8 protein-coding genes are annotated in these 13439 nt (G+C 72.6%); 4 read left to right on the forward strand and 4 right to left on the reverse strand.

What is annotated here, in order from left to right; genetic code table 11:
• Positions 1–345: 345 nt before the first annotated feature.
• Complete coding sequence (locus tag ABZ078_RS42925; RefSeq protein ID WP_356583972.1) at positions 346–894, reverse strand: MarR family transcriptional regulator; 549 nt, start codon at positions 892–894, stop codon at positions 346–348.
• Positions 895–1027: 133 nt separating this feature from the next.
• Here ABZ078_RS42925 and ABZ078_RS42930 point away from each other — a divergent pair, with 133 nt between their 5' ends.
• The gene (locus tag ABZ078_RS42930; RefSeq protein WP_356583979.1) at positions 1028–2296 is read left to right on the forward strand and encodes an MFS transporter; all 1269 of its coding nucleotides are present in this window, start codon (positions 1028–1030) and stop codon (positions 2294–2296) included.
• Positions 2297–2359: 63 nt separating this feature from the next.
• On the opposite strand, the gene ABZ078_RS42935 is transcribed toward ABZ078_RS42930, so the two are convergent.
• Together ABZ078_RS42935 and ABZ078_RS42940 are read right to left on the reverse strand one after the other, a co-directional pair.
• Positions 2360–4018, reverse strand: coding sequence for a SpoIIE family protein phosphatase (locus tag ABZ078_RS42935; RefSeq protein WP_356583973.1), 1659 nt, complete (start codon positions 4016–4018; stop codon positions 2360–2362).
• A 259-nt stretch (positions 4019–4277) separates the two neighbouring features.
• Positions 4278–5657 (reverse strand): NAD(P)/FAD-dependent oxidoreductase, encoded by a 1380-nt coding sequence (locus ABZ078_RS42940; RefSeq protein ID WP_356583974.1) that lies wholly within the window; start codon positions 5655–5657, stop codon positions 4278–4280.
• A 382-nt stretch (positions 5658–6039) separates the two neighbouring features.
• Here ABZ078_RS42940 and ABZ078_RS42945 point away from each other — a divergent pair, with 382 nt between their 5' ends.
• Positions 6040–6822, forward strand: a complete 783-nt coding sequence (locus ABZ078_RS42945) for a helix-turn-helix domain-containing protein (RefSeq protein ID WP_356583975.1) — start codon at positions 6040–6042, stop codon at positions 6820–6822.
• A 334-nt stretch (positions 6823–7156) separates the two neighbouring features.
• Positions 7157–9097: a sigma-70 family RNA polymerase sigma factor gene (locus tag ABZ078_RS42950; protein ID WP_356583976.1), complete on the forward strand. Its 1941-nt coding sequence runs from the start codon at positions 7157–7159 to the stop codon at positions 9095–9097.
• Here the strand turns inward: ABZ078_RS42950 and ABZ078_RS42955 are convergent.
• Positions 9084–11192 (reverse strand): asparagine synthase-related protein, encoded by a 2109-nt coding sequence (locus ABZ078_RS42955; RefSeq protein WP_356583977.1) that lies wholly within the window; start codon positions 11190–11192, stop codon positions 9084–9086. The two genes, ABZ078_RS42950 and ABZ078_RS42955, sit on opposite strands and share 14 nt — an antisense overlap.
• Positions 11193–11905: 713 nt before the next feature.
• Between ABZ078_RS42955 and ABZ078_RS42960 the strand changes: the two genes are divergently transcribed.
• On the forward strand, positions 11906–13330 hold the full coding sequence (locus ABZ078_RS42960; protein WP_356583978.1) for an MFS transporter: 1425 nt from the start codon (positions 11906–11908) through the stop codon (positions 13328–13330).
• Positions 13331–13439: the final 109 nt, after the last annotated feature.

Genomic DNA, 13439 nt, shown 5'->3' on the forward strand with positions numbered 1-13439 from the left:
TTTCCCTTTCCAGCGGCTCCGACTTTATCAGATCCTTTCGGGCCTGACTCCCCGTCAGCGGGGCTTGTCTTCGCGGCCGTTGGGCCGTTCCGACGTCTCAAACCTTAGCGGATCCTCTCGGCGATTCCCAATCGGGCCGCCGAGTCCCTATTCGAATTGAATTCGGGCACGCCGAAATCAACCCCGTCGGGAGGTCATGCTGGTGGTTTGTTGCCGCTTTCGCGGCGGGAGGTGCTGTCGCAGAACCGTTACGGCTCCGTGGCAACCCGAAGAACTTTACGGAGCGGGGATGGGGCTGTCAAGTGGCCCCTGTCAAGATCTTTTGTGGCGGCGTCGGGGCTCGCATCAGTCCAGGTCACTGAGGCGTCCGCCGGCGTCCGGCTGGGCGTGCTCCACCCTGCGGAGCAGCCGGGTGAGGACCTCTCCCAGGGCGGTGCGCTCCTCCGCGGAGAGGTCCTGGAGCAGGTCCTCCTCGAAGACCGTCGCGAGCCTCATCGCCTCCAGCCACTTCTCTCGCCCCTCCCCTGTCAATTCCACGATGACGCGGACCCGGTTGGACTCGTCCCGCTCCCGGGTTACCAGACCCTCGGCGACCATGCGGTCGATTCGGTGGGTCATGGCGGCGGGGGTGAGACCGAGACGCTTGGCGAGGTCGCTGGGGCCCATGCGGTAGGGGGCGCCCGACAGGACGAGGGCCTTGAGGACCTCCCACTCGGCGTTGCTGATGCCGAGGGCGGCGGTCTGGCGGCCGTAGGCGACGTTCATGCGGCGGTTCAGGCGCGAGAGCGCCGAGACGATCTTCTCGACCTGGGGGTCGAGGTCCTGGAACTCGCGCTGGTAGGCGGCGATCTGCTCTTCGAGTGTCGGCTCGCTGATGCCGGTGGTGTCGCCCATGGGCCGAGTATCGCACGGGCTTGCTTGGCGTTGAAGTCCTTCGATGTGTACTCTTTAGCTTCGAAGTTTAGCTTTGAAGTCTTCAGGTCTACATGCGAGAGAGGTGAACGTGACCAGGGCGATGGGCGCGGCGATGCGCCGGATCCACGTGGGCAACGCACTCAGCGCGTTCGGGCTCGGTTTCACCGTCCCCTACCTGTACGTCTATGTGGCGCAGGTGCGGGGGCTCGGTGCCATGACGGCGGGGCTGGTCCTCGCCGTCTTCGCCGTGGCCGCGCTGGTGGTGCTGCCGTTCGCCGGGCGGGCGATCGTCCGGCGGGGTCCGTTGCCGGTGCTGCTCGCCGCTCTGGTCACCGCCGCGCTCGGGGCGCTGAGCCTGGGGCTCGCGGGGAGTGCGGCGGCCGTACTGCTGTCGGCGGCCGCGCTCGGGGCGGGGCAGGCGGTGATGCAGCCGGCGCTCGCGACGATGATCGTCGACTGCTCGTCCGCGGAGACTCGGTCTCGGGCGTTCGCGATGCAGTTCTTCCTGCAGAACCTGGGGCTCGGGGTGGGCGGGCTGATCGGTGGTCATCTCGTCGACACGACGAGCGTCTCGTCCTTCACCGTGCTGTTCGCGATCGAGGCGGCGATGTTCCTGCTGCTCGTCGTGGTGATGTCGACCGTGCGGATGCCGCGTGCGCCTCGGATCGAGGGGGCGCCGGGGGCCGGGTCGGCGAAGGGGAGCTGGAAGCAGTTGCTCGGGAACCGGGCGATGGTGCAGCTGTGTGTGCTGGGCTTCGTGCTGTTCTTCGCTTGCTACGGGCAGTTCGAGTCGGGGCTCGCCGCGTACGGGGTCGAGGCGGCCGGGGTTTCGACGTCGGCGCTCGGGACCGCGTTGGCGGCCAACACCGCGATGATCGTGGTGGCGCAGTTCGCCGTGCTGAAGTTCGTGGAGCGGCGGAGGCGGTCGCGGGTGATCGCGGCTGTGGGGCTGATCTGGGCTGTGGCCTGGGTCGCGGCGGGGTACGCCGGTCTTGGGCACGGGAGTCAGGCGATGGCCACGGCGGCCTTTGTCTCGACGTACGCGTTGTTCGGACTGGGGGAGGCGATGTTGTCGCCGACCGTTGCACCGCTCGTGGCCGATCTGGCGCCGGAGGGGATGGCCGGGCAGTACAACTCCGCGTTCGCCCTGGTGAAGCAGCTTGCGCTGGCTGTGGGGCCGGCGGTCGGTGGGCCGATGGGGGCGGCGCTGCACGGGCCGTATGTCGTGACGTTTCTGGCGTTCTCGCTGGGGATCACGTATCTCGGGTTGCGGTTGGGGCGGCAGCTCAGTGCCGCGCAGGATCAGCCGTGGCTGGTCAGGAGCCGGGTCGTGGCGCAGGGGTCCGCGTCGCCGTCCGGGCAGGCTCGGGCGCACGCCTGAGTTCGCTCGCCCCGCCGCCCCGGCCCGGACTCGAACACCGGACGGGCTGGACAACGCCCCGTGCTAGCGGTCCGTCGGCTTGGGCAGGACGAACTCGCACCACACCGCCTTTCCACCGCCCGGCGTTCGGCGGGAGCCCCAGGCGGAGGCGATGGTGGCGACGATGGCGATACCTCGGCCGGATTCGTCGCCCGGTTCGGCTCTGCGGCGGCGTGGCAGGTGGTCGTCGCCGTCGGTGACCTCGATGATCAGGCGGCGGTCGGTGCGGCGCAGGCGCAGGCGCATGGGTGGCGTGCCGTGCTGGAGGGAGTTCGCCACCAGTTCGCTCGTGGCGAGGACGCCGAGGTCGTGGAGGTCCGCCGGGAAACGCCAGCTCGTCAGGACGCCGGAGGCGAAGGCGCGGGCTCGGGGGGCCGCTTCCACACCGCCCAGGAGTTCCAGGGCGGCGTTGCGGAAGAGGTCGCTGTCGGGGCCCGTGCGGGCCGGGTGCTGGAGGACCAGGACCGCCACGTCGTCGTCGTGGTCCGCCGTCACGCCCGCGCTTCGGACCAGGCGGTCGCAGACCACCTGGGGGGTGCCGGTCGCGCCGGCCAGGGCGCGTTCGAGGGAGGCGATTCCCTCGTCCAGGTCCTCGTCCCGGCGTTCCACCAGGCCGTCGGTGTAGAGGACGGCCGTGGAGCCGGGGCTCAGGGCGATCGAGCCGGACGCGTGCATCCAGCCGCCGGTGCCGAGGGGCGGGCCGGTGGGTTCGTCGGCGCGCTGGACCTGGCCGTTCTCGTCGCGGACCAGGATGGGGAGGTGGCCGGCGGAGGCGTACACCAGGCGGCCCTCGTTCGGGTCGTGGATGGCGTAGACGCAGGTGGCGATCTGGTTGGCGTCGATCTCCATGGCCAGGCCGTCGAGCAGTTGGAGGACCTCGTGCGGGGGGAGGTCCAGGCGGGCGTAGGCCCGCACCGCCGTACGGAGTTGGCCCATGACCGCGGCTGCTCGTACGCCTCTGCCCATCACGTCGCCGATCACCAGGGCCGTGCGGCCGCCGCCCAGGGTGATCACGTCGTACCAGTCGCCGCCCACCGCGGCCTCCGTGCCGCCCGGGTGGTAGGTGGCGGCGATGCGCAGGTCGTCCGGTTCTTCGAGCTCCTGGGGGAGGAGGGAGCGCTGGAGGGTGACGGCGGTTTCGCGCTGGCGGCGTTCGCTGGCGCGGAGGCGTTCGGCGGCTTCCGCGTGGTCGGTGACGTCGGTGGCGAAGATGAGGACGCCGCCCTCGCCCTCCGTCACGGGAGTGCAGGTGAAGGTGTAGGAGCGGCCGCCGGGGGCTTTGCGGGACTTCAGGGTGCGGGGCTTGCCGCTGCGCAGGACCTGGTCGAGGAGGGGGAGCAGGCCCAGTTCGGCCAGTTCCGGAAGGGCCTCGCGGGCGGGTGCACCCGGGTGGCGTACGCCGAAGGCCGTCACGTAGGCGTCGTTGACGTAGGCGAGGCGGTGGTCGGAGCCGTGGACGAGGGCGACCAGGGACGGGACGCGGTCCAGGACCTCCCGGACCGGCAGTTCGTCCAGGGCGGGGATCGGTTTGGCCTCGTCGGTGAGGTGTTCGGCGCGGGCCGCGGGGACGGACCCGGGGCCTTCTCCCCGGCGGTCCGGCGTGACCGCCACCGTGGGTTCGGTCCGCGCTGCGGCGCGGCGCTGCGTTCCGGGGAGCCGGGCGCTCCAGCGCGTGAAGTTCACGAATCCTTGCCTCGTGTCGTCGTCTTCTGCCGGCTCCGGACCCGGCCGGGGGTCTGAAGGGCGGCGGTACCCCGGGATCGCAGCACTGTGGGGAGAGCCTTGCGGGTCGATGGGCGGGCGGGTGCCGTCCAAGATCGTCCAGGGTCGGGATCGGTTCGCTTGCGGGGGTCGGGAGCGGTTCGGGATCAGTCTGGCAGTGCGGCCGACCTGGCCGACACCCGTCAGACGCCCGGTCGGTCGGTGGAGTTCCTGGGTCCGGTCAGGACGACCCCTTCGGGTCGCCTTCCGGGTTGTGGGGATCCTTTCCACCGGCCGCGAGTTCGAACTCCGCTCGGGGATGTTCGAGCGAACCGAGGGAGACGACCTCCCTCTTGAAGAGTCCCGACAGCGTCCACTCGGCCAGGACGCGGGCCTTGCGGTTGAAGGTCGGCACCCTGCTGAGGTGGTAGACGCGGTGCATGAACCAGGCAGGGTAGCCCTTCAGCCGGCGGCCGTAGACCTGTGCGACGCCCTTGTGGAAGCCGAGGGAGGCGACCGAGCCGGCGTACTGGTGGGCGTAGGTCTCCAGGGGTTCGCCGCGCAGGGAGTGGACGATGTTGTCGCCGAGCACCTTCGCCTGGCGCAGGGCGTGCTGGGCATTGGGGGCGCACTCCTTGCCGGGTGCGCCGGCGGTGACGTCGGGGACGGAGGCGGCGTCTCCCGCGGCCCACGCGTGCGTGGTGCCCTCGACGGACAGCTCCGGGGTGCACTTCAGCCTGCCGCGTTCGTTGCGGGGCAGGTCGGTCGCGGCGAGGATCGGGTGGGGTTTGACGCCGGCCGTCCAGACGACCGTACGGGTCGGGAAGCGGGCGCCGTCGCTGAGGACGGCGACGCGGTCGGCGCAGGATTCGAGGCGGGTGTTCAGGCGTACGTCGATGTTGCGGCGGCGCAGTTCGGTGACGGTGTAGCGGCCCATGTCCTCGCCGACCTCGGGGAGGACGCGGTCGGAGGCCTCGACGAGGATCCACTTCATGTCCTCGGGGCGGACGTTGTGGTAGTAGCGCGTGGCGTAGCGGGCCATGTCCTCGAGCTCGCCGAGCGCCTCCACGCCCGCGTAGCCGCCTCCGACGAAGACGAAGGTGAGGGCCGCGTCGCGGATCGCGGGGTCGCGGGTGGAGGAGGCGATGTCCATCTGCTCGATGACGTGGTTGCGCAGGCCGATGGCCTCTTCGACGGTCTTGAAGCCGATGCCGTGGTCGGCGAGGCCGGGGACGGGCAGGGTGCGCGAGACGGATCCGGGGGCGAGGACGAGTTCGTCGTACGACAGCTGTTCGGTGCCCGTGCCCTCCTCCGCGGTGGCGAGGGTGGTGAGGGTCGCGGTGCGCTTGGCGTGGTCGATGGCGGTGGCCTCGCCGATGATGATCCGGCACCGCGGCAGCACGCGGCGCAGCGGTACGACCACGTGACGTGGGGAGATGGACCCGGCGGCCGCTTCGGGGAGGAACGGCTGGTACGTCATGTACGGGTCGGGAGTGACGACCGTGACCTCGGCCTCGCCCCGCGCGAGTTCCTGTTTCAGTCTCCGCGTCAGACGCAGGGCCGTGTACATCCCGACGTAGCCGCCGCCGACAACGAGAATGCGCGCACGTTCCTTCACCATCCCATGACGCACCCGACGCTTGCGTTTGTCCACAGGCTCGACAATTTGTGTGACCGGAAGCCGGCGGTGCCGTGATGTGGCCGAATTGTCGGAGTGCGCGGAAAGTCCGCAGGTCAATGGGTGTGCGCCGGGGGAACTCGGGTGGCGCAATCCGGACGTAAACGACCCGTACTCCGAACGGGGGGCGCTCTGTGCGGAACCTGCCCCTTCTGAATTGACTCCCTCTCAACTATGTTCGTGTGTCGACGGGGTGTAGGGGGATGCGCTCTTCGGGTCCGCGAGTCACACAGGGCGGACCCGTTGTCCGGGCTTGTTCCGCGACGCTCCGGCTTTCGATGACGGGGAGTCTCCGGGGGGAGACGTCATTACCGGGGGATCGCTTATGCATGTTCAGGATTCTCGTTGGGCTTCCGCGTCCGCCGTCACACCGGGCGGCGGAGCGGTCAGCGGCACGATGAGCGCGGCTGCGGGCAACGGACGCGGGGACAGCGCGCGTACGACGCCGCTGCGCGTGGACGCACAGCGCAATCTGGAGCACGTGCTGCGTGCGGCGCGCGAGGTCTTCGGCGAGCTGGGGTACGGCGCGCCGATGGAGGACGTGGCGCGGCGCGCGCGGGTCGGTGTCGGGACGGTGTACCGGCGCTTCCCGAGCAAGGACGTCCTGGTGCGGCGGATAGCCGAGGAGGAGACCTCCCGGCTGACCGACCAGGCGCGTGCGGCGCTCGGCCAGGAGGACGAGCCGTGGTCGGCGCTGTCGCGCTTCCTGCGCACGTCGGTGGCCTCGGGCGCGGGTCGGCTGCTGCCGCCGCAGGTGCTGCGGGTCGGGGTCGCCGAGGACGGTGCCGCGCTCGACGAGGCCCGGGTGCCGCAGCAGCGGATACAGCCGGGCGCCGGTGAGCTGCGGTTGGTGCCGGAGCGGTCGGCGGCGGTTTCGGCGGGTCCGGTGGACGACGCGGGGGCGGCGGCGCTGCTCGACGTGGTGGGCCAGCTCGTGGAGCGGGCGCGCGCGGCGGGTGAGCTGCGGGCCGACGTGTCGGTGTCGGACGTGCTGCTGGTGATCGCCACGGCGGCGCCCTCGCTGCCGGACGCGGCGCAGCAGGCGGCGGCGTCGGCTCGGCTGCTGGACATCCTGCTGGAGGGGCTGCGGTCGCGGCCTCAGGCGTGAGCGGGCCGATGCGACGGCGGTGACCGAGTTGGGGTGACTGTGCTGGGGTGACTGTGCCGGGGTGACCGTGCCGGGTGATCGAGGGGCGGGGTGCCGCGCCGCCCTCGCCTCGATCACGACGGCGGGAAATACCGGGCAATTCGGCCGCGGGAGTCAACTCCGGCCCCGCGAAGGTCATGTGAGCCTTCCCCGTACGGGCGCGGGCTAGTACCGCCTCGCGGGAAGTCCCCACGGACGAGTGGATGTACGTACGCAAGGGTCCTGACCAAAAGCCAATATGGCACCCTGACCCGGTGTCCTGGACTGGTGAAGCTGGCGGCGGGGGCTTTCCGCGATGAGTGTTGACGGGCGGGACGAGTCACCCGGTGACGGTGACGCGTCGACTCCGCAGGTACCGAGCCAGGGCGGACGGGCGGATCTGCCGCCGGGCGGCGGCCCCGCGGAGGGCCGCACCCGGGGGCGCGCGGAGGGCGGTGTCCCGGCACAGCGCGACCGGCGTGAGGACGGCGTGCTGCCGCCGCCGCGCGAGCTGCCGCCGTCGGACGCCGACCTGATCGGGCGGATGCGCTCCGGCGACGACACCGCCTACGAGGAGCTGTACCGGCGTCACGCGGAAGCGGTACGCCGGTACGCGCGCACCTGCTGCCGTGACGCTCACACCGCCGACGACCTCACCGCCGAGGTCTTCGCCCGCATGCTCCAGGCGGTACGCGGCGGCTCCGGTCCCGAGCACGCCGTACGCGCGTATCTGCTCACCTCGATCCGGCGGGCCGCCGCGGACTGGACGAGGTCGGCGCGGCGTGAGCAACTGGTCGACGACTTCGCGGTGTTCGCCGCGCAGTCCGCCCGCGCGTCCGATGTCTCGGACGACGACACCGTGGACCTGGGCGCCGATGTGCGGGCCATGCACGAGGCCGAGCGGTCCATGGCCATGCGGGCCTTCCGGTCGTTGCCGGAGCGCTGGCAGGCCGTGCTGTGGCACACCGAGGTCGAGGACGAGTCGCCGAGCGAGGTCGCCACGCTGTTCGGGCTCGACGCCAACGGCACGCGCGTGCTCGCCAGCCGCGCCCGCGAGGGACTCAAGCAGGCCTACCTGCAGGCCCACGTCAGCGCCAGCCTCGCCAACGACGAGGGATGCGCCCGTTACGCCGACCGGCTCGGCGCCTACGCCCGTGGCAGCCTGCGCACGCGTGCCGAGCGGGGGCTGCGCAAGCACCTGGAGGAGTGCGCCAAGTGCCGGCTGGCCGCCGGCCAGATCAAGGAAGTCGCCGGCGGTATCCCCGCCGTCGTGCCGGTCGCGGTCATCGGCTGGTTCGGCGCCGCCGGGTACGCCAAGGCGGCCGGGCTCGTCGCCGGCGGTGCGGGGGCGGGCGCGGCCGGTGCCGCGGGAGCGGCCGCGGCGGCGGGCGGCGCTTCGTCCGGCGGGGCGGGCGCCGGGGGCGCCGGGGGCGGTACGGCGGCCTCCGAAGGGCTCGGCGCGCCCGTGAAGGCCGGGATCGCGGCCGGTGTGGTCGCCGTGGGCGTGGCGGCGGCGATCGTGCTCGCGCTGGCCGGCAACGACAAGCCGGCCGACAGGGAGGACGCCAAGCACCCTCCCGCGCCGTCTCCCATCGTCGAGGAGACACCGACACCGAAGCCGCCGAAGCCTCCGCAGCCGCCGAAGAAGGAACCCGCCCCCCAGCCCCCGGCGATCGCCCCGGCCGTCGAGCCGAAGCCGGCCCCGGCACCGACCAAGGCCCCGGCACCCACGCCCACGCCGCGTCCCGCGCCCACCCCGACGCCGACACCGACCCCCACTCCGCCCCCGCCCCCGCCGCCCGCTCCGACTCCCCCGCCCGCCCCGGCCGTCTACCAGTGGAGCCGGCTGTCGTACGACATCGCAGGCGACGGCAGTGCGCCCGAGATGCGGATCGGCGAGAGCAGCTGGGTGTGGCAGCGGTACGGCGTGTCGATCGCCGACAAGCGGTACGCGCACGGCGTCACCGTGCACGGCCGGTCCTCCGTCACCATCGATCTCAACCGGGAGTGCTCCGCCTACGACGCGATGGTCGGCGTCGACGACTCGACCCTGGGGCTCGGCACGTTCTCCTTCTCCGTCCACGCCGACGGCGTCCGGCTCTGGCGGTCCGGACTGCTCAAGGGCGGGGACCCGGCGGTACCCGTCCATGTGAACCTCGCCGGGCGCGAGACCGTGCGGCTGGTGGTGGAGCCGCACAGCGCCACCGACACCCTGCTGCTGGCGGACTGGGCGGAGTCGAAGTTCAGCTGCGTGTGAGGCGGTCGGGCGCGGCGCCGGCACCCAACGCCCCCCGCTGCGGCGTGATGCCCGCCGGTACCGCCCGCTGGCGGGCCGGTGTGCCGGTCCAGCAGGTGCCGCGGCGGGCGAGCAGGCGGCACAGCCAGAGTTCGAGGGAGACCAGGTCGGCCAGCCCGTCCAGGGGCAGGGGCTCGCCCTCGGCCGCCGCGCGGAGGGCCTTGCGGACGACGCGGGCCTCGACCAGGCCCGCCTGGGCGAGGAGGGGGGTGCCGAACAGGGCCATCAGCGAGTCCGCGGCCACGCGCATGCCCGTGCGCGCCGCCACCGCCGACGACGCGTGCGACGGAGCGCCCCAGCCGGCGGGGAGGTCGGCCACTCCGGCGCCCTCCAGGACCGTACGCAGGATCGCGGCGCGGGCGCCGGGCTGGACGCGCAGGGCCTCCGGGAGGGCGCGGCAGGCGCGGACGACCTGGTTGTCGAGGAACGGGGCGTGCAGGCGCTGGAAGCGGATCTCGGCGGCCTGTTCGAGGACGCGCAGGTCCGCCGCGTGCCGGGCCAGCGCCGCACGCGCGCGATAGTCGCCGGGGCGCTGTCCCGGGCCCACGCCGTTGCGGTGCGTCGCCGCTTGCAGGCGAACCGATACTTCAGCCAGCGCCTCGCCGGTCAGCCAGCGGGCCGCCGGACCCGGTCTGGCCCAGGTGAGCGCGGCGAGCGACGCCCCTACGGCGCCTCCGGGCTCGTCGAAGCGGCGGTGCAGGAGGCGGTCCGCCAGGGACTCCAGGCCCGTCCGGTAGGGGGTGCGGGCCAGCTTTCGGGCCGCGCCGTACACGCGCGCGGGGACCAGCACCGAGCCGTCCGCCTTCGCCAGCGCCGCGACCGGGCGGACCAGGTGGCGCCGCTTGCGGTCCATCAGCAGGTCCGCGAGGCGGGCCGGGTGGGCGTCCAGGACCTGGCGGGCGCCGTATCCGGTGAAGTGGTCCGCGCTGCCGGACGCCAGGCGGGCGCGGTGCCTCGCCGCCGTCACCAGGCTCGGACCCGGCTCGTCCGTCAGCGGGCCGTCCAGGTCGGCGTACGGCAGCGTCTCCTCGCCGCCGGTCACCACCACGTGGTGCAGGCGCGGGTTGGCCGCGAGGGCCCCCGCTCGCTCCAGCTCGGCTTCACGGCCGCCGACCGCGAGGTCGTTGAAGGTGACCGCGAGGAGGCGTTCCCCCGCGCCCGTGCCGTGGCCCAGGACCGTGCCCGGCATGCCGGGGAGGCCGGCGGCCAGCAGCGCCAGGGTCGCCGACGCGGGACCCCCGGACAGGTCCGCGCCGATGCCCGGCACCGGCATCCCGCGCGCCGCGCGCCGCTCGGCGGGGCCCATCCCGGGCACCGGGCCGGGGTCCATGTCGGCGCCGGGGACATGGCGGGGCGCGGACAGACGCGCGCGTACCGCCTCGATCAGGGCGTCGCGTACGGCGTCCACCGCGGTGTCCGGGTCCGCGGTCGGGGCGGCGACCGCCAGCGAGGCGACCTGTTCGTACCCGGCGATCTCGCGCGCCCCCGTGCGCAGGATCAGCGCGTGCCCCGGCGGGATGCGCCGTACGCCGTCGTAGGGGGTGGAGTCGTGCAGGGCCGCCGGTACGTCGGGGGCGGCGAGCAGCGCGGCGAGGTGGCCGAAGTCGAGGTTGGCCTCGGTGAGGTCGGCGAGGGGCAGCGCGGCCGTCGCATACGCCGTACCGCCCGCCCAGGGGGTGTAGAACACGGGCCGCGCGCCTGCCAGATCGCCGCACACCGTGATCCTGCGGCCGACCTGGACGACGGCCGTGTAGCTGCCGGACCACGCCGTCAGATGCCGAAGTGCCCCGCCGCGCGCGGCGAACAGGCCGACCCGCAGCTGTTCGTCGCTCGCCCCGCAGGTGCCCAGCACCGCGATCCGGGTCTGCGCGTCGGCCTTCACCACGCGCACCTCGTCCGGGCGCCAGTCGCCGACGGCCCACAGGGGGTCGGGGTCGCCCCACAGGAGTTGGGATCCCACCGGGTGCACGGTCTCGCCGTCGCTTCCGGTGGCCCCCGCGGAACCGATCCGGGCGGCCACCGGGGCGGTGCTGCTCCATCCCACCAACCACCGCATCGACGCCTCCACAGGCTGTGGACAACCAGTGCACCGTACGAACCGGTCACCATGCTGCCATGAAGGACGCGCGCCGGAGCGGCGACGGAGCCGCTCGAACTCCCCCAATTGCGCCCGCGCGGGCGCCCCGCGGAGATCGCATGCGGCTCGAACTACCGGGCGGGGCAAGGGGATCGCGCGACATCGGCGACGTGAATGCGCCCCCGGTACGCTCCCCAAAAACGCCCTTCGCGCCCTCAAGTTCCATGGTGGGAGCGGTGATTACCCCAGAGAGGTGGGATCGATTTTCGGCCAAATCGGCGCCATGGGGACAGGCTCGCGCACGCTCCGTGCAAGTCCTGCGCACTACTCGCCGTGCTCGCCGCCGCGCGCAGTCCGGGGAACGGAGTACGCCCCCCGGACCGTTCCGCCGCCCGCGGGGATGTAGGCGGCGGAATCCCCCAGCCCACTGGATCCAGTACAGCGGGCCGACCCACGCACGAGCCATGGAACCGCTCCCCCGATGGCCGGAGAAAGAGCGCACGGACAGGCGCACGGCCACACAGCGGGAGCGCGCCACAACTGAGCGTGTCGGGTGCGCACTTGAGTACGGACCACAATCCCGCCATCCGGAACAATGCCCCTTAACGCTTGGGATGCGGCGAACTACGCTGGGTTTACGAATGCCGCGTGGTTATGCCAGCGCGGCAGCCGTCTGTGTCGAGGGGTGGCGCATGTCCAGGGAGCAACGCGGGCCGAACGAAAAACTCGGCGCCGTTCTCGCCCTCGCGGGAATCAGCAACGCAGGACTCGCCCGACGCGTCAACGACCTTGGCGCTCAGCGGGGACTGACTCTTCGCTACGACAAGACGTCGGTGGCGCGCTGGGTGTCGAAAGGCATGGTGCCGCAGGGTGCGGCGCCGCACCTCATCGCCGCCGCCATCGGCCAGAAGCTGGGCCGCCCGGTGCCGCTCCACGAGATCGGCCTGGCGGACGCGGACCCCGCACCCGAAGTGGGCCTCGCCTTCCCCCGGGACGTCGGACAGGCGGTGAAGTCGGCGACGGAGCTGTACCGTCTCGACCTTGCCGGCCGCCGCGCCGGCTCCGGCGGCATCTGGCAGTCGCTGGCCGGATCCTTCGCAGTAAGCGCATACGCAACGCCTGCCTCACGGTGGCTGATAACACCGGCCGACAGTTCGGTGGCGCGCGAGGTGAGCCCGTCCGAGAGCTCCGGCGCACCGCTCAAAGTCGGCCACAGCGATGTGCAGAAGCTGCGGGAGGCCGCCGAGGACGCCAGGCGCTGGGACTCCAAGTACGGAGGCGGCGACTGGCGTTCGTCCATGGTGCCCGAGTGCTTACGGGTCGAGGCGGCACCGCTGCTGCTCGGCTCGTACTCCGACGAGGTGGGCCGGGCCCTGTTCGGCGCCTCCGCCGAACTCACGCGCCTGGCCGGGTGGATGGCCTTCGACACCGGGCAACAGGAGGCCGCTCAGCGGTACTACATCCAGGCACTGCGGCTCGCCCGCGCGGCAGCCGACGTACCCCTCGGCGGGTACGTCCTGGCGTCGATGTCACTCCAGGCGACCTACCGGGGCTTCGGCGACGAGGGCGTCGACCTCGCCCAGGCCGCGCTGGAACGCAACCGGGGCCTCGCCACGGCCCGCACCATGAGCTTCTTCCGGCTCGTCGAGGCACGCGCGCACGCGCGCGCCGGCGACGCGCAGGCCGCCGGGGCGGCGCTGAAGGCGGCGGAGGGCTGGCTGGAGCGGTCCAGGGCGGGCGACAACGACCCGTCGTGGCTCGGCTTCTACTCCTACGACCGCTTCGCCGCGGACGCCGCCGAGTGCTACCGCGACCTCAAGGCACCGCGCCAGGTGCGCCGCTTCACGGAGCAGGCGCTGTCGAAGCCGACGGAGGAGTTCGTGCGCTCGCACGGGCTGCGGCTCGTCGTGTCGGCGGTCGCCGAGCTTGAGTCGGGCAATCTCGATGCCGCGTGCGAGCAGGGCGTACGGGCGGTGGAGGTCGCGGGGCGGATATCGTCCGCGCGCACCACCGAGTACGTGAAGGACCTGCTGCACCGCCTGGAGCCGTACGGCGACGAGCCGAGGGTCGTCGAGCTGCGGGAGCGGGCACGGCCACTGCTCATGGCGCCGGCCTAGGGCCTGTTGCGAAAGTGGCGTCGTCGCCCGAAGGGCGGCCGCGCGGCGTCCGGTGCGCTCTCTCGGCGTGCCGCCCGGAAGCCCTCGTACTGGGCGTACTCGGGCTTTC

This window comes from Streptomyces sp. NPDC006385 (assembly GCF_040612485.1).
Lineage (GTDB): Bacteria > Actinomycetota > Actinomycetes > Streptomycetales > Streptomycetaceae > Streptomyces.

What these genes read in the sequence shown, in the direction of transcription:
- ABZ078_RS42925 (WP_356583972.1), bottom strand. Translation starts at nt 894, where the DNA reads ATGGGCGACACCACCGGCATCAGCGAGCCGACACTCGAAGAGCAGATC.
- ABZ078_RS42930 (WP_356583979.1), top strand. Translation starts at nt 1,028, where the DNA reads ATGCGCCGGATCCACGTGGGCAACGCACTCAGCGCGTTCGGGCTCGGT.
- ABZ078_RS42940 (WP_356583974.1), bottom strand. Translation starts at nt 5,657, where the DNA reads ATGGTGAAGGAACGTGCGCGCATTCTCGTTGTCGGCGGCGGCTACGTC.
- ABZ078_RS42945 (WP_356583975.1), top strand. Translation starts at nt 6,040, where the DNA reads ATGCATGTTCAGGATTCTCGTTGGGCTTCCGCGTCCGCCGTCACACCG.
- ABZ078_RS42950 (WP_356583976.1), top strand. Translation starts at nt 7,157, where the DNA reads ATGAGTGTTGACGGGCGGGACGAGTCACCCGGTGACGGTGACGCGTCG.
- ABZ078_RS42955 (WP_356583977.1), bottom strand. Translation starts at nt 11,192, where the DNA reads ATGCGGTGGTTGGTGGGATGGAGCAGCACCGCCCCGGTGGCCGCCCGG.
- ABZ078_RS42960 (WP_356583978.1), top strand. Translation starts at nt 11,906, where the DNA reads ATGTCCAGGGAGCAACGCGGGCCGAACGAAAAACTCGGCGCCGTTCTC.